General features: G+C 35.5%; 15 protein-coding genes. 3 read left to right on the forward strand and 12 right to left on the reverse strand.

Annotated features, from left to right (window positions below; genetic code table 11):
• Positions 1–82: 82 nt before the first annotated feature.
• The 8 genes from HNR32_RS10140 to HNR32_RS10175 all read right to left on the reverse strand — a co-directional run bounded on the left by HNR32_RS10140 (position 83) and on the right by HNR32_RS10175 (position 6,884).
• Positions 83–382: a nitroreductase family protein gene (locus HNR32_RS10140; protein WP_183862287.1), complete on the reverse strand. Its 300-nt coding sequence runs from the start codon at positions 380–382 to the stop codon at positions 83–85.
• A gap of 29 nt (positions 383–411) precedes the next feature.
• Positions 412–1,887 (reverse strand): aldehyde dehydrogenase family protein, encoded by a 1,476-nt coding sequence (locus tag HNR32_RS10145; protein WP_183862289.1) that lies wholly within the window; start codon positions 1,885–1,887, stop codon positions 412–414.
• 204 nt (positions 1,888–2,091) lie between these two features.
• On the reverse strand, positions 2,092–2,466 hold the full coding sequence (locus tag HNR32_RS10150) for a desulfoferrodoxin (RefSeq protein WP_183862291.1): 375 nt from the start codon (positions 2,464–2,466) through the stop codon (positions 2,092–2,094).
• Positions 2,467–2,752: 286 nt separating this feature from the next.
• Positions 2,753–2,899 carry a hypothetical protein gene (locus HNR32_RS10155; protein ID WP_183862292.1) on the reverse strand — a complete coding sequence of 49 codons (147 nt, stop codon included), beginning with the start codon at positions 2,897–2,899 and terminating at the stop codon, positions 2,753–2,755.
• Between the two features lie 272 nt (positions 2,900–3,171).
• The gene (locus HNR32_RS10160; protein ID WP_183862294.1) at positions 3,172–4,362 is read right to left on the reverse strand and encodes an SAM-dependent methyltransferase; all 1,191 of its coding nucleotides are present in this window, start codon (positions 4,360–4,362) and stop codon (positions 3,172–3,174) included.
• 274 nt (positions 4,363–4,636) lie between these two features.
• Complete coding sequence (locus HNR32_RS10165) at positions 4,637–5,134, reverse strand: DUF4446 family protein (RefSeq protein ID WP_231038125.1); 498 nt, start codon at positions 5,132–5,134, stop codon at positions 4,637–4,639.
• Between the two features lie 87 nt (positions 5,135–5,221).
• Positions 5,222–6,133 carry a ParB/RepB/Spo0J family partition protein gene (locus tag HNR32_RS10170; protein ID WP_183862296.1) on the reverse strand — a complete coding sequence of 304 codons (912 nt, stop codon included), beginning with the start codon at positions 6,131–6,133 and terminating at the stop codon, positions 5,222–5,224.
• The gene (locus HNR32_RS10175) at positions 6,126–6,884 is read right to left on the reverse strand and encodes a ParA family protein (protein ID WP_183862299.1); all 759 of its coding nucleotides are present in this window, start codon (positions 6,882–6,884) and stop codon (positions 6,126–6,128) included. The genes HNR32_RS10170 and HNR32_RS10175 overlap by 8 nt, the downstream gene beginning before the upstream one ends.
• 235 nt (positions 6,885–7,119) lie before the next feature.
• Here HNR32_RS10175 and HNR32_RS10180 point away from each other — a divergent pair, with 235 nt between their 5' ends.
• Both HNR32_RS10180 and HNR32_RS10185 read left to right on the forward strand, forming a co-directional pair.
• Positions 7,120–7,785 (forward strand): methionine synthase, encoded by a 666-nt coding sequence (locus tag HNR32_RS10180; RefSeq protein WP_183862301.1) that lies wholly within the window; start codon positions 7,120–7,122, stop codon positions 7,783–7,785.
• A 48-nt stretch (positions 7,786–7,833) separates the two neighbouring features.
• Positions 7,834–10,218, forward strand: a complete 2,385-nt coding sequence (locus HNR32_RS10185) for a homocysteine S-methyltransferase family protein (RefSeq protein ID WP_183862303.1) — start codon at positions 7,834–7,836, stop codon at positions 10,216–10,218.
• 59 nt (positions 10,219–10,277) lie between these two features.
• Here HNR32_RS10185 and HNR32_RS10190 read toward each other — a convergent pair whose 3' ends face one another.
• Positions 10,278–11,243: an ATP-dependent 6-phosphofructokinase gene (locus tag HNR32_RS10190; RefSeq protein WP_183862305.1), complete on the reverse strand. Its 966-nt coding sequence runs from the start codon at positions 11,241–11,243 to the stop codon at positions 10,278–10,280.
• Between the two features lie 287 nt (positions 11,244–11,530).
• Between HNR32_RS10190 and HNR32_RS10195 the strand changes: the two genes are divergently transcribed.
• Positions 11,531–12,706 (forward strand): phosphoribosylaminoimidazolecarboxamide formyltransferase, encoded by a 1,176-nt coding sequence (locus HNR32_RS10195; protein WP_196611125.1) that lies wholly within the window; start codon positions 11,531–11,533, stop codon positions 12,704–12,706.
• 343 nt (positions 12,707–13,049) lie between these two features.
• On the opposite strand, the gene HNR32_RS10200 is transcribed toward HNR32_RS10195, so the two are convergent.
• From HNR32_RS10200 to mnmG, 3 genes are read right to left on the reverse strand one after another with little or no spacing between them, the layout of a single operon-like run.
• Positions 13,050–13,715, reverse strand: coding sequence for a hypothetical protein (locus tag HNR32_RS10200; protein ID WP_183862307.1), 666 nt, complete (start codon positions 13,713–13,715; stop codon positions 13,050–13,052).
• Positions 13,716–13,743: 28 nt separating this feature from the next.
• Positions 13,744–14,460 carry a 16S rRNA (guanine(527)-N(7))-methyltransferase RsmG gene (rsmG, locus tag HNR32_RS10205; protein ID WP_183862309.1) on the reverse strand — a complete coding sequence of 239 codons (717 nt, stop codon included), beginning with the start codon at positions 14,458–14,460 and terminating at the stop codon, positions 13,744–13,746.
• Positions 14,460–16,337, reverse strand: coding sequence for a tRNA uridine-5-carboxymethylaminomethyl(34) synthesis enzyme MnmG (gene mnmG, locus HNR32_RS10210; protein ID WP_183862311.1), 1,878 nt, complete (start codon positions 16,335–16,337; stop codon positions 14,460–14,462). The genes rsmG and mnmG overlap by 1 nt, the downstream gene beginning before the upstream one ends.
• Between the last annotated feature and the right edge of the window lie 29 nt (positions 16,338–16,366).

Consider the following 16,366-nt stretch of genomic DNA (forward strand, 5'->3'; position numbering starts at 1 on the left):
ATCTCTATATGCATATTTCTATACATACTGACTAGTTTGGTCGCCTAACTCACGACTAAAGTCACGAGTGTGCGGCTCCCATTTAATCAAAAAATAATACCGTACCATAAGCAGCAGCAAAACTATCTATTTTAGCTTCTGTTGGCGCAAATTTATCAGCTGGCACAATACCGCGTAAAGTATCCTTGGTTATCTGCCAAATTTTATTATGATTATCATTTAATGCCACTACTACTCTTGCCGACTGCATATTAAATGATGATGGTACCTCTTTTGTCATTTTTTCAACTACTGCGATTATCTGCGATGGCAATACATCAATATTTTTTCCTAACGCGTAATTAGTCCGACGATTTGTTACAGCTTCCTGAAAACATCTCATTATTAGTCCTCCTCATATAATAAGTTTTATCAATACAACCCTGTTAATTCTTCACTTGTATCAATGAAAATATTTTTTACCTGTGTATAATTATCTAAAATCATTTTATGTGTTTCACGACCAATACCTGATTTTTTATAGCCGCCAAATGGAGCATGTGCCGGCAGATTATTATAGTTATTTATCCACATACGGCCTGTTTCTACAGCTTTGGCTACACGCAGAGCACGATTTATATCCTTTGTCCATACCGCTCCACCCAGACCATATTCACTGTCATTAGCCATATCCACTACTTCTTGTTCATCATGGAATTTTATAAAGCAAACAACCGGCCCAAAAATTTCTTCCTGCGCCACACGCATATTATTAGTAACATTACCAAGAATAGTCGGCTGCATAAAAGCACCATTTTTTAATTCATCTGTTGTTATTTTTTTACCGCCAGTTACCACTACAGCTCCTTCATTTGTGGCAATATCAATATAAGATAGGATTTTTTCCAATTGTCTTTGACTAATCTGGCTGCCCATCATCGTAGTTTTTTCCAATGGCATACCAACTTTAACCGCTTCAAATTTTTCTTTAACAGCTGCTAAAAATTTATCATAAATAGTATCTTGAACAAATACACGGGAACCTGCACAGCAAACCTGTCCTTGATTAAATAAAATTCCCATGCATACACCTTCTACAGCTTTTTCCCATGGTGCATCCTCAAAAAATATATTAGCCGATTTACCACCTAATTCCAATGTTGCTGGTATTAGTTTATCAGCAGCTGCTTTAGCTACATCATAGCCAACTTCGGTCGAGCCAGTGAACGCCAGCTTTTTAATATCAGGATGTTCCAGTATATAATTTCCTGTAGTTGAACCTTTACCCGTTATAATATTTAATACCCCTGCTGGCAATACGTCCTGCAGCAATTTTCCTAATTCCAACACACTAAGGGAGGTTTCACTAGAGGGCTTAAATACAATGCAATTGCCCGCAGCCAAGGCTGGGGCTAATTTCCATGCTGCCATTAAAAATGGAAAATTCCAAGGAACAATCTGTGCTACAACCCCTAGTGGTTCATTTATAATTAAGCTTAATTTATCATTATCTATAAAAGACGCGGAGCCTTCCTGAACTCTAATTGCTCCGGCAAAATAACGAAAATGATCACTAGCCATTGGTATATCAATGGCTGCTGTTTCTCTTATGGGCTTGCCATTATCAATACTTTCAACAGCTGCTAACCTATCTTTATTTGCATCGATTATATCGGCAATCTTAAGTAAAAGATCCGCCCGCTGGGCAGGACTCGTTTTTTTCCATGCGGGAAAAGCTTTCCAACCTGCTTTTACTGCCAAATCTACATCTTTCTGTGATGCATTAGCACAAGCTGCCAATATTTTTCCCGTAGCTGGACAAACAGTATTATATGTTTTGTTGTCTTCTGCCGCTATCCATTCACCGTCAATAAACAGTTTATATTCTTGATCCACTTTGATATCCATTAATATACCACCTTTATTATAAAATGAAATGCATTCTCAATAACTAATTATTATTATATTACTATGTTTTACTATTTTCAACATATTTTTTGTAATTTATTTATCTTTTTATACTTAATTATTAAAAGTAACTAGAATGATAGAATTTTACTATAATATAAAAGAGATTCTCATATGAGAATCTCTTTTATATTAGGACGAACTTTAAAAGTCAGTTTTCCATAAACCATGTAAATTACAATATTCATAAACAGTGCCGCTAGCTGCACTGCAAAATTCAGCCTTAGGTTCTTCACCAGGTTTTAGGAATTGGATTTTTACACGCGAATCTGCCACTAATGCAATCCATTGAATATAGTGCTCATCCTGCATTGGATGTAAGGTTGACCCAACAGCAACTTCTACTTTTTCACCATTCTTGGTTACTACAGGAACGTGCTTTTCCTGCGCGGCATCAGTTGTATTGGCTGTAAGCTTTGCCATTGGTTCGCCGCAGCATACTAAGGTTCCGCCACCATTATTCATAACCGCCACAATATTACCACATTTTGCACAACGATAAAAAACAAATTCATCCATCTTAAAATCCCTCCATAATTAATTTGTATTATTAGATTAATACCATTACACAATCAACATCTTTTATGTAATAATAATTTTCTGTAGATAATTATACCACATTTAATAAAATAAATAAATTTATTTTATTGTAATTTTTTAATTAATACAATAATTTTTATCTATATTCTTTGGGTTACCAATTCTATATTATTTTCTAATATCCTCTTGATTAATTTTGATAAATAAAATCCGCCTTTTTAGGCGGATTTTATTTATCAGTATACTCTTTTGCTGCTTCAATAATTCATTTTAAGCGCATTGCGTCTTGCAAGGACTTCACTGCTATTTCCAGTTGATTTTCTAAAAGACGTAATCTATTTGCTATTTTTATTTCATTTCTCTGACGATAAATAATTTGATCTGTTTTTACCTGTATCAGTATATTTTCCAATCGCCTTTTTTCTTCTTCTACATCAGAAAATATTTTTAATATATTAAAGACCCCTTTACTAAAAAGTTTTTATTGTGACGCTAAAAAATATATTATTACAACCATGATAGCAATTAAAGTCCTTTTTTAATATACTTTCCTGTAAAAACAATTAGCAAAATGATTATTCATCTTAAAAAAATAATATAATTACTACTCTATTAAGATAATCTTAAATATAATTTTATTTTCTGTCAATACGTAAATTAAATAAATATCTATTAATAATGATTTTATTCCTCATACATATATTCATCAGTCATCGGCAATTTATTATTTACACCTTTGCTGAGAACATATTGAACCACATCAATATTACCAGTCCTAAAAGCTGACGCACATCCGGAAAGGTATAGTCCCCACATCCGCTTAAATTTATCATCATATTTTTCTGGTAAAGTGTCCTTACACTCGATAAAATTTTTGTACCACTCATCAAGCGTGCGGGCATAGTGACGGCGCAGACTTTCCATATGAATCAAATAAAAATTAAAATCCGGGAACAATGCGACTGTTTCACGTACCGTAGGCACATAACCACCTGGGAAAATATATTTTTTTATCCAAGCATTAGTAGGCGCTTCTGTAAAGCCCATTATTGAATGCAATAAAAATAAACCGCCGTCTTTAAGTAACGTATTGGCTTTATTTAAATATAAAGGCAAAAATTCTTTCCCCACATGTTCAAACATACCAATACTGATGATTTTATCAAATTGATATTTCTTATGATCTAAATCCATGTAATTTAATAATATTACTTTAACCTTATTTTCTAATCCTAGTTCTTTTATTTTAGCAGTGGCACCAGCATATTGCTCTTCACTCAAAGTAATTCCGGTAGCATTAACACCATATTTTTGTGCAGCTCTAATAATAAGCCAGCCCCAGCCACAGCCAATATCCAACAATGTTTCATTTTCTCTAAGTAATAATTTTTGTAAAGAATGATCTATTTTATGTAATTGGGCTTCATCCAAAGTATCTGTTGGCCGCTTAAAATATGCGCAGGAATAAGACATTGTACTATCAAGCCATTTACGGTAAAAATCATTTCCTATATCATAATGACTATGAATATTTTCCTTTTCTATTTCTTCTACTCCAGAAAACATTTTTTTTCGTAAACCATCTAAATCGTATTTTTTTGCATCACCTGTTTGATTTTTAAACATTGTAGCGATTACTGCATCAAGGGAACCTTCAAAGTCTATACTGCCATCCATATAGGCCTGACCCAATGCTAATACTAAATTGGAGCTGATATCTTTTATATCAGACATATTTGGTTCTCGATGAAATATGATTTTAAAGCTTGATTGCTCACTGCCATAATCTACTTCTTCGTCATCCCAAAAGCGAACCGTAAAACCACCCTTATTCCATAGTTTTAATGCCGCTTTTAATGCCGCCTTTTTCAACATACGAATCGCCTCTTTAATACTTTTTCTAAATTAATTACTGTCATAAGTAAATTTAAAATTATTAACTAAACTATCTTTTGTATACTCATAAAAAAATTTGATAAGACACATAAAATTGTTAACTAGGAAACTTTAATTTTACATATGTACACTAATACGTATTTAGTTTAGCACTATTTTTTTATGATTACAAATAAATGAATTTTTAATATTGTTCGATTTCTTTAATAATAAAAAAACTGCCACATATTTGACTATGTGACAGCTTCACTATTTATGCCATTGCTTTATTTAATGCTTCCTGTTCTTCCTGCGAAAGCTTATAGGAAGAATTGCCTTTATCTATAGGTTTCATGTACGTAGTTGAACTGCTGCGGCTAAATATGCTGGATAATATAATTCCTGTATTTGTCTGATCCAAAAGTGCTACCGCATAGCTTAAATCGCCGCCGACATCCTCAAAAGCCGCGAATCGTACTATTCCTACACGTTGTATTGTTGTTTGCAAAATAGCATGTATTGCTTCATTATCGATTTCTATATCTCTATTTTGACTTTCAATTTGTTTTACTTTAGCAATATGCTCCAGCAGCATTTTCTCTAGGTCAGCCGATTCTATTCCTGTCATCATTTTTTTATATTTTTTCTTCATATTGCTTAACTTAACCAATAATATAATTGCAACTACATACACTAATAACAGCAACACTGCCATTCCTATAACTGCATATGTTATTTCCAAATTAGAAAAACCATTCATGCCAATCATCATTCATTTGTACGCTCCTTTATAATATCGAATATATTCATTTTATAAATACGCCATATTATACCACATATTGTCTTTATTTATCAAAATTTATACAAAAAATTGTGTATTATCATTATCATTTATTTTAGATTTTTTTTGCTGCAAAAGGATTTCAACAATTCTATCCAAATCTGACTCTGTAAGAAATTCTATTTCAATCTTACCAGCCTTCTTACCCGTTTTTATTTTTACTTTATTGCCAAACAACATTTTTAACTTATCTTCCGCATCATTAATAAAAATATCCTTTATTGGCAAAACACTTTTTGTATCTTCTATAAAATAATCTTTATTATTATCTATTTTTTTGACTAGTTTTTCTGCATCGCGCGCTGATAATTCATTGGCAATTATATACAAGGCTGTTTGTTCCTGCAAATTTTTATTCTCAATAGACAATAATGGTTTTGCCTGCCCCATATTTAGATTACCCTTATTTATTTGTTCTTTAACAATATCCGACAATTGTAACAGCCGTAAAAAGTTGGCAACATGACTACGGCTTTTCCCTACATATTGTGCTAATTCACTTTGCGTTATGCTGCATTCCTGTAAAAGATTATTATACGCTGTTGCTTCCTCTAAGGCATTTAAATCTTCTCTTTGTAGATTTTCTATCAGTGCAATTTGTGCTGTCTGCTTATCATCATAATTCCTAATTACTGCTGGAATAACTTTTTTATCTGCCTTTTTTGAAGCTTTTAGGCGACGTTCACCAGCTATTAACTGATATTTTTCACCCACTTTTCGCAGCAGAACTGGCTGTAATACCCCATATTGTTTTATCGATTGAGCTAATTCATCCAACCCTGTATCATCAAAATTTTTTCTTGGCTGAAATGGATTACTCTCTATCAAGGCTATATCAATATCCGCAATTTTTTCTTTAAAATCAGGTTCAGCATCTTTTAACAATGCCCCTAATCCTTTTCCTAATCCACTGTGTACTTTTTTAGCCATTCTTTATGACCTCCTCTGCCAAATCCTTATAAGCAATAGCACCTTTGGAATCTGCTGCATATTCATTGATCGGACAGCCATAAGAAGGAGCTTCACTCAAACGCACATTACGAGGAATCATTGTCCTATATACTTTATCAGGAAAATGTTTTTTTACTTCCTCTGCAACTTGTGCCGATAAATTAGTGCGGGCATCATACATAGTTAACAAAACACCCTCCAATGATAATTTCTCATTAAGGTTTTCATGCACTAATTTAATCGTATTAAGAATTTGTGTCATTCCTTCCAATGCATAAAATTCACATTGCAGCGGTAATATGACTGAATCAGCTGCTGTTAATGCATTAATTGTCAATAATCCTAATGATGGCGGACAATCGATGATTATATAATCATAAGCATTTTTAATTTTGTCCAACGCTTTTTTTAATTTTGTTTCACGTGAAAACATTGATACCATTTCCACTTCGGCTCCAGCCAAATCTATCAATGCGGGCAGTACTTTAATTCCACCATTTGTTGCTACTATAATTTCTAATATATTTTTTTCCCGTAATAATAAATCATATAATGATAATTTTATTTGTCCCTTTTCTATGCCACAACCACTGGTAGCATTTCCCTGCGGATCTGTATCTACCAATAAAACCTTATAACCTCTATCCACTAATGCTGCACTTAAATTTATTGCCGTTGTAGTTTTACCCACACCGCCTTTTTGATTAGCCAATGCAATTATTTTTGCCATATTAACACCTTCTTTTTTATTATAAAACTATTTTCCACGATATTTTTTTATTTTCCTGCCAACTTTAAATTAATTTTAGTAAACATATATCCAGATAAAGTTTTTAGCTATTACCCTAAATAATTATTTTATGATAAAATATATTATACTTTTAGTTATAAAAAGTATAATATAACATATATTTATAACTATATGTTATATTTTAAAATTAAACTAAACCAATGAGGTGATTCATTTGCCAATATATAATGCACCATTAGGCAGTATTGACCCCAAAGAAACTCGCCGCTATGCCGGACTTAGTATCGCTGATTTTGATGAAAATACGATTAGGCAAGCCTGTAACGATATGCTTTATATAGCCAACCCACGTGGCAGCTGGAATCTCTATAACTATGATAACACAACTGGTACAGTTTTATCAGAAAAACCCTTCAAAATATATGGTACAAAAATCTTAAAACATCTCAGCCATTGTGAAAAAGTAATTATACTCGCTGTAACTATTGGTGATGAAGTTGAAAAAATTATTGAACAGTCTTTTCAAGACGGCTCTTATGTCTATGCCCTGTTACTCGATGCTGCCGCTACTACGGCGGTAGAACAAGCTGCTGATAATTTGGAAAAAAACATTGAGCCTCGCGTTGCTTCCATGGGCTATAAACGAATTTGGCGTTTTAGCCCTGGCTATGGAGACTGGGATATAAACTGCCAGCCGGAAATGCTGTCATTATCAGCTGCCCGTGCGATTAATATCACTTGTACCTCTTCAATGATGCTTTCTCCCCGTAAATCTGTAACTGCAATTATTGGTCTTGTTCCTAAAACTGATGAATTTTCACCGCAAAAACCTTCTTGTTCCACCTGTTCACAAATTGACTGTCCTTCCCGGCTCAAATAATTAATAAAATATAATGCATGTTTCACGTGCAACAATTGAGGTATGTAAATGATTAATATTTTTGATGGTGCTACTGGCACAATTTTACAAGCACAAGGTATTTTAAAAACAGGCATGTGCCCTGAATTGCTAAATCTACAAGAGTCTGCCGCAATAATTAAAATGCACAAAGATTATATAACTGCTGGATCTACAGTTATTGAAACCAATACATTTGGTGCCAGCAGTATAAAATTAGCCCATTATAATTTAAGTGATAAAGTACGAGAAATAAATCTTGCTGCTGTAAAGAACGCCCGCTCTGCTGCTGATGGTAAGGCTAAAATTGCTGGTTCAATGGGGCCTACTGGTAGATTTATTGAACCATTGGGTGATATCTCATTTGATGAAGTATACAATGTCTATTTTACCCAAGCTTCCATTTTGGCAGAGGGTGGTGTTGACTATCTACTTATTGAAACATGTATCGACTTACAAGAAATGCGTGCCGCTCTTCTGGCCTGCAAGGCCGCGGCTCCACAAATCCCTGTAATCTGTCAAATGTCTTATTCTGAAGACGGGCGCACTGTAACAGGTACAGATGCCCAAACAGCCGCTATTACTTTGGAAGCCATGGGGGCCAGCATAATTGGAGCCAATTGTTCCACTGGCCCTGAGCAATTAATTCCTATAGTAAAAACTTTGGCCCAAAATTGCCGCTGTCCCATAAGTGTTCAACCCAATGCCGGCATGCCCCATTTAGTTGACGGCAAAACAATTTTCCCTATGAGTCCTGCTGATATGGGCAAATGGGCACCAAAATTAATCGAAGCAGGTGCCACATTTATTGGTGGCTGCTGTGGAACAACACCTCAACATATTGCAGCTGTAAAAGAAGCTGTTACAGGCTTATCAATCCCTGCCCGCACTGCTCCTTCCGCCCATCTAGCATTGACCAGCCGTTCTAAAACCATTTTTGTCGGCAGCGATTTACCTACTCGCCTTATCGGTGAAAGAATAAATCCCACTGGCCGTAAAAAATTAGGTGCAGAAATAAAAAATGGCTCCTTTTTATCGGTAAAAAAAGAAGCCGTAGAGCAAACTAATGCCGGTGCAGATATCTTAGATGTAAATATGGGAGTAGCTGGTATCGACCAGGTTGCCGCCATGGAAAAAGCTATAAGAGAAGTTTCACAAATAGTAGCCACCCCCCTTGCTATTGACACCAGTGATCCAGCCAGTTTAGAGGCAGGTCTCAAAGCATATCCGGGGCGTGCCCTTATCAATTCTGTATCTGCTGAGCCAGACCGTTTAAAATATTTTTTACCATTAGCCAAAAAATACGGTGCAGCTATTTTATGTCTGCCGCTTTCCGATAAAGGACTTCCTAAAACGGCCGCTGCTCGTATTGAGATATTGCATACGATAATTAATGAGGCCAAAAAACATGGTCTAAAGGATTCCGATTTTATGCTTGATGGTCTTGTCATGACCATCGCAGCTGATAAAACCGCTGCACTTGAAGTATTGCAGGCATTGAAATTATATCGCAGTGAATTTGGTTATCCGGCAACTATGGGCTTATCAAATATTTCCTTTGGGCTGCCTAATCGCCCGCTCATAAACAGCACTTTTTTTGCCATGTGTCTGGCTGCCGGCTTAGATGCGCCTATTATGAATCCCTACGATGAATCCATGAAAAATTCTTTATTAGCCTCAGCAGCAATTATTGGCAAGGATCCCAGCGGACAACATTACAGCCTTATCTATAGTTCTCAGTCGCAGGAAAATACATTACCTGTCAATACCCCTGCAGATACTAATGATATTATTGCTGCCATCAAACACTGCATAATAACAGGCGAAAAAGAAAATGTTGCCGCTATGGTCGAAACAGCCTTGAAGGACGGACATTCTTCCAATGAAATAACTGAAGATGCCCTGACCGCTGCCATGAATGATGTCGGCAAATCATTTGCTGCAAAAAAAATATTTTTACCGCAGGTAATGCTTTCTGCCGAAGCAATGCGCGAAGCTTTCTTAAAAATAAAAGAAGTTCTGCCAGCGCAAGCTGTTACCAGTAAAGGGACTGTCGTAATCGCTACCGTAAAAGGCGATATTCACGATTTAGGTAAAAACATTGTATCTGCCCTATTGGAAAATAATGGCTTTAACCTTATTGATTTAGGCAAAGATGTTGATGCTGAAGAAATTGTCCGGGCTGCTCTAGAAAATAATGCTGATATTGTGGGACTTTGTTCGCTAATGACCACCACAATTTCACAAATTGATGATGTCATTGCTGCTCTCAAAAAAGCTGGTTCCAAAGCCCAAGTTATTGTGGGTGGTGCTGTACTGACGCAAGAATATGCTGATTCTGCGGGTGCTGATGCCTATGCCCAAGATGGTGTTATTGCTGTAAAATTAGCCAAAGCATTACTTAAAATCAGTTAAATATACTGTCCATTATAAAAGGCTATGAAAACATAAAAATTTTCATAGCCTTTTATTAATTACTGTGCCAATATTTGAGCAATGCGTATATATTCTTCATCAACTGTTTTTTTATTATTTACCGCATCATTTAAATTTATTGTCACTATATCATTTTTATTATAACCAAAAACTATATTGTATAACCCTGACAATAATGCCAATGCGGCTTTTTCTCCCAATTGACTGGCTCTTACTCTGTCATTAACCGTAGGCGCTCCACCATGTAAAATTAAATCCAGTACAGAAATTCTCGTATCGAGTTTCGTTTCCTCAGCGATGGTTTTACCAATAGTACTTATATCACTACAGCCATCAGCAACAACTATTAAACTATACGTTTTTGCTGCCGCATGACGTTTCTTTAAGTTTTCAACTAATTTTTTTAAATCGGTTTTTACCTCAGGTATTAAAACATATTCTGCCCCGCCGGCAATGCCTGCTGCCAATGGCAACCAGCCATATCTTCGTCCCGCAACTTCCACAACTATTACTCGTCTATGCGACGATGCAGTATCGCGCAGTTTATTAAGCGCCTGTACTATTGTATTGGCAGCTGTATCACAGCCAACAGTATAGTCAGTACCCCAAATATCATTTTCAATCGTTGCCGGTATGCCAACTATAGGAAAATCATATTCATCACTAAATAATTTAGCTCCTTTCATAGTTCCATCACCACCGATGACAACCATTCCGTCAATACTGTGTTTTTTTATATTCTCAAATGCCTTTTTCCGACCTTGCATTGTTTCAAACTCCGGGCAAAAACTTGTCCCTAAAAAAGTTCCCCCGCGCTGAATTTTATCACTGACTGCTATTGAATCAAGCAAAGTGATCTTATCGCTGATAAGTCCATAAAAACCATCCTGCACTCCCCATACCTTAGCTTTTTCAAATAATGCGGTGCGAGTTACAGCTCTTATGGCCGCATTCATCCCTGGATTATCCGTTCCGCTAGTCAATACTGCGATATTTTTTATCACATATATCCCTCCTAAAATATGTACTGATATCCTACTAAGACTATCTTACAGCTCTTATCAACTTGACAAAAGCATATTTAAAATGATAAAGTGTGCTCATACAAATATTACATATCATAATACAATAAAGCATTATCTCTATAGAACCATTCGCTAAATATTGATTGTAAACCTGCTATAATAAATCTATTTCCAAATAATTTTTACATTATCTTTTAGTCAGTCCCAATCATCCTATTTATGGATGATTTTTTAATTAATATCGATTATAAAAAGGAGACTCGATTATGAACTCAATGGAACTAAAATATGGCTGTAATCCAAATCAAAAACCGGCTAAAGTATTTATGAAAGATGACCAATCTTTACCCTTTACTGTCTTAAATGGTCGTCCAGGCTATATCAATCTACTGGATGCTTTTAACAGCTGGCAGTTGGTACAGGAATTAAAAAAGGCTACCGGCCTGCCTGCTGCGGCATCATTTAAACACGTAAGTCCAGCCGGGGCAGCTGTAGGACTTCCATTATCTGATTTATTAAAAAAAGTTTATTTTGTTGAAGGAATTGAATTAACACCTTTAGCTACAGCTTATATCCGCGCTCGCGGTGCCGACAGAATGTCATCTTATGGTGATTTTGCTGCTTTATCGGACGAATGTGACGCTGCTACAGCCTCCTTTTTAGCTAGAGAAGTTTCTGATGGAGTAATAGCTCCATCTTATTCTGCTGAAGCATTAGAAATATTGAAAAAGAAACGTAAAGGGACTTATCTTGTTTTGCAGATGGATGAAAATTATAAAGCTCCAGCTGCAGAAACTAAGGAAGTATTTGGTATTACCTTTGAACAGAAACGCAATGATTTATTAATAAACAATGAATTATTGACATCTATTCCTACGATAAATAAAAACATGACTGACGATGCTAAACGTGATCTCACAATAGCACTTATAACCTTAAAATATACACAATCAAATTCTGTATGTTACAGTAAAGATGGGCAAGCCATTGGTATTGGTGCTGGTCAGCAATCACGTGTTCATTGTACACGTCTGGCCGGCAGCAAAGCTGATATTTGGCATTTACGTCAGCATCCTAAAGTTCTTAATCTGCCATTTAAGCAGGATGTACGCCGTCCTGATCGTGATAATGCTATTGATATATATATTTCTGATGAATATATGGATTTATTAGGCAATGATGATTGGCAGCGTGTCTTCACAGAAAAGCCTGCTATTTTAACTAAAGAAGAAAAGGACAACTGGCTCAAACAAATAACAGGCGTAGCACTTGCTTCCGATGCCTTTTTCCCATTTGGTGATAATATTGAACGCGCCCATAAAAGCGGCGTTAGCTATATTGCTCAAAGCGGCGGCTCTATACGTGACGATAATGTTATTGAAACATGTGATAAATATAATATAACAATGGCCATGACCGGCATTCGTTTATTCCATCATTAATTTATAAATAAAGCCAGACATCCTAAATTATTATTTATGGATATCTGGCTTTATTTATATGACTTCCTAAAAAAGAAGAATTATCCACAAATCATCAATTAAATTTGTGGATAATTCTTCTTTTTTCTACATTTATAAATTTTATTATTATGCTTAAACCCATAAATAATACGACTTTATACTCTAAAAAAATATATTGCATTATAGAATATATGCTTGTGGATAAGTTTTATAATTGTTAACAAATTATTAACAGTTTTTATCATTTATCCACTAGTTATCCACAATATCCACAGCAAAAGCTGTGGATATTGTGGATAACTGCTTACTTTATCAACTTTTTTTATAAACCTATATTAAAAACTCTATCTATAAAATCACTAGCCTGCCTATCAATACTGCGGTTATCAGCAGAAACTTTTACCAGCTGACCTTTTGTTGCCATTACTGCATTATATATAGTTTCTTCCACACTGCCTGGTATAACATCTTCCCAATTTTTTATTGAGTATACATTCTGTCTAACTGTATTAGATGGCTGACCTGTTACTTCCAGCTCACATAAAAACTGTATCTGACGACTTTTCGGCCTGATATAATAATGATCCAGTAAATAACTTACCTGGTCTGGCACATTAGAATAATTTTCGTCCGGCTGATCTTTTTTATTGGCATCAACAAGTTGAATCCAAACATCCATTATTTCTTTTTTAGTATATGGTTCATATATCCATCTTGCCGTTTTTCTATCTAAATAATAATAAAATCGCTTATCCTTAGCAATCAAAACATAACGTTTTTTATTGCTGGCTTCTTCTTTTTGCACCTTTTGCCAAATAGCAGCATCTTTAGTGTTAATTGTCTTATCCTGGCTAATTTGGGGCACATCTGGCGTTGTTTTTTCCGTACTTGCCTTTGTCTGTATCTCATTAGCTGCTGATGCTGTTCGTGAAAAATAAGGATTAAATAAAAAAACTGCACATATAACTATTACTAAATATTTACCCATAATAAATGCCTCTCCGTTTTAATAATTTTTACAATGGATTTCTCTCCGGCGTTCCTGCTTTACGTGGATATACTGCTGGTGTTTGCTTTTCTTTATGGACATAAATTATCGCCCTGATATCATCAATTCCCGGCAATTTTACCGGTTTAACCTTCTCTATACTGCTGCCTAATACTTGCAACGCATTATTAGCTTGTTCTATTTCTTCTTTATACTGCCTGCCTTTTAACGCTACCAAATACCCGCCTATCTTAACAAACGGCAATGTATATTCACTCAAAACTGACATTTTAGCAACAGCCCGTGAAAAAGCAATAGTATATTTTTCCCGGTATTTTTTTTGCCGGGCAACTTCTTCAGCACGGCCATGAACAAGCTTCACATCCTTTAATCCTAAGGCATCAGTTACCAGCTGTAAAAATTTAATTCGTTTATTAAGTGAATCCAGTAACGTCAATTTCAAATCAGGCAGCATAATTTTTAATGGAATACTGGGAAAACCTGCGCCTGTTCCTACATCAATAGCTCTGGCATTTGCTGGCAGCAACGATTCATCCCAGGCACTTAATGAATCAACCATATGCTTTACAGCAACTTCTTCTGGTTCAGTTATTGCTGTAAGATTTATTTTCTTATTCCATTCTAGCAATAATTCATAGTAAATATTAAATTGTTCTAACTGCCTGTCATTTAATATTATGCCATACTCCTGTGCCTTTAATTCCATTAATTTGGCAAAATCCATTATTGTTTTTCCCTTCGGTTATGTTGTTCCATATAAATTAAAAGTATCGATATGTCTGCCGGTGAAACACCAGATATTCTAGCAGCCTGCCCTACAGAAATAGGACAAATCTGCTGTAATTTTTCCCGTGCCTCATCACGCAAATTAGCCACATCAGCATAATCTATATCAGCAGGAATTTTTTTACTTTCCAGCTTTTCCATTCTTTCTACCTGCTCTTGTTGTTTTACTATATACCCTTCATAATTAGCAGTAATCTCTATTTGCTTTTCTACCTCAACAGAAATTTTAGGTATATCAAATATTTCCTGCAAGCTGTTATAAGTAATTTCTTTGCGTTTTAATAAATCATATAACGTTAAACTGGAACGTATTTCCGACAAATTATTATTGAGTAATAATTCGTTTGTCTCCTTGTTAGGATTTACTTTTGTAGTCTGCAATAATTTTGTTATTTCTTGTATCTTGGTTTTTTTATTAGTAAATCGTTCATAGCGTGCATCGTTTACTAAACCTATCATACGCCCCTTTTCGGTGAGACGCATATCAGCATTATCCTGGCGTAATATTAAGCGATACTCCGCTCTTGAAGTCATCATTCGATAAGGTTCATTTGTCCCCTTAGTTACTAGGTCATCAATCAATACACCCAGATACGCTTCTGAACGTTTCAAAATTAAAGGTTCTTTATCTTTTATTTTTAAAGCTGCATTTATACCAGCAATAAGTCCTTGTGCCGCGGCTTCTTCATAGCCTGATGTACCATTAGCCTGTCCGGCTGAAAAAAAGCCTTGAATATTTTTATGTTCTAAAGAAGGCTGTAGCTGTAATGGATCAAGACAATCATACTCAATAGCATAGCCTGGACGCATTATTTTTACATTTTCCAATCCCGGTATCGTCTGCAAAAAAGCAAACTGCACATCTATAGGCATACTGGTCGACATACCTTGAACATACATTTCATTGGTATTTAATCCTTCCGGTTCAATAAACAATTGATGTTTGTCCTTATCAGGAAAACGTATTATTTTAGTTTCGATTGATGGGCAGTATCTAGGCCCAACGCCTTCGATTATTCCATTAGCCATTGGAGCTCTATCTATATTATCACGTAAAATTTTATGTGTATTTTCATTGGTATAAGTCAGCCAGCAGGGAACCTGCTCACGCGTAACTTCATCACTCATAAAAGAAAAATTACGGCATTCGTCATCACCGGGCTGAATTTTCATCTTACTAAAATCCAAGGAACGCTTATCAACACGTGCTGGGGTTCCCGTCTTAAACCGCATTAATTTTACACCAATATTCAATAAAGATTCTGATAAAGCCATCGCTGCGCGCTGGCCAATCGGCCCGCCATCATATGTTTTTTCACCTATTATTATTCGCCCGCGTAAATAAGTTCCCGAAGCTAAAACAACAGCTCTGCAGGTATATACTTCACCTGTTTCTATTTGTACGCCGCTAACTTTATCATTCTCCGTTAATATTTTTTCTACTAATAGTTGTTTCACGTCGAGATTTTCCTGATTCTCGCATACTTCTTTCATCCTGTTTTGATAATTTTTTTTATCAGCCTGAGCTCTTAATGCTTGCACAGCAGGTCCCTTGCTTGTATTAAGCATACGAAATTGAATACATGTTTTATCGGCATTTATGCCCATTTCTCCGCCTAATGCATCAAGTTCACGCACTAAATGACCTTTAGCCGGCCCCCCTACCGATGGATTACATGGCATTAAGGCAATATTATCCATATTCAAAGTAGTAAGCAATGTCCTGCATCCAATACGAGCAGCTGCCAAACCTGCTTCTACGCCAGCATGGCCTGCTCCAATAACTATAACATCATAATCTCCGGCTATAAACACGTTCGTTCCCCCAAAATATCAAAACTTTT

The organism is Pectinatus brassicae (assembly GCF_014201835.1).
Lineage (GTDB): Bacteria > Bacillota > Negativicutes > Selenomonadales > Selenomonadaceae > Pectinatus > Pectinatus brassicae.

Excerpts from the sequence above, each read along its gene's own strand:
- HNR32_RS10185 (WP_183862303.1), top strand. The coding sequence starts at position 7,834 with ATGATTAATATTTTTGATGGTGCTACTGGCACAATTTTACAAGCACAA.
- HNR32_RS10200 (WP_183862307.1), bottom strand. The coding sequence starts at position 13,715 with ATGGGTAAATATTTAGTAATAGTTATATGTGCAGTTTTTTTATTTAAT.
- HNR32_RS10160 (WP_183862294.1), bottom strand. The coding sequence starts at position 4,362 with ATGTTGAAAAAGGCGGCATTAAAAGCGGCATTAAAACTATGGAATAAG.
- HNR32_RS10170 (WP_183862296.1), bottom strand. The coding sequence starts at position 6,133 with ATGGCTAAAAAAGTACACAGTGGATTAGGAAAAGGATTAGGGGCATTG.
- HNR32_RS10165 (WP_231038125.1), bottom strand. The coding sequence starts at position 5,134 with ATGATGATTGGCATGAATGGTTTTTCTAATTTGGAAATAACATATGCA.
- HNR32_RS10140 (WP_183862287.1), bottom strand. The coding sequence starts at position 382 with ATGAGATGTTTTCAGGAAGCTGTAACAAATCGTCGGACTAATTACGCG.
- HNR32_RS10150 (WP_183862291.1), bottom strand. The coding sequence starts at position 2,466 with ATGGATGAATTTGTTTTTTATCGTTGTGCAAAATGTGGTAATATTGTG.
- HNR32_RS10145 (WP_183862289.1), bottom strand. The coding sequence starts at position 1,887 with ATGGATATCAAAGTGGATCAAGAATATAAACTGTTTATTGACGGTGAA.
- HNR32_RS10195 (WP_196611125.1), top strand. The coding sequence starts at position 11,531 with ATGAACTCAATGGAACTAAAATATGGCTGTAATCCAAATCAAAAACCG.
- rsmG (WP_183862309.1), bottom strand. The coding sequence starts at position 14,460 with ATGGATTTTGCCAAATTAATGGAATTAAAGGCACAGGAGTATGGCATA.
- HNR32_RS10175 (WP_183862299.1), bottom strand. The coding sequence starts at position 6,884 with ATGGCAAAAATAATTGCATTGGCTAATCAAAAAGGCGGTGTGGGTAAA.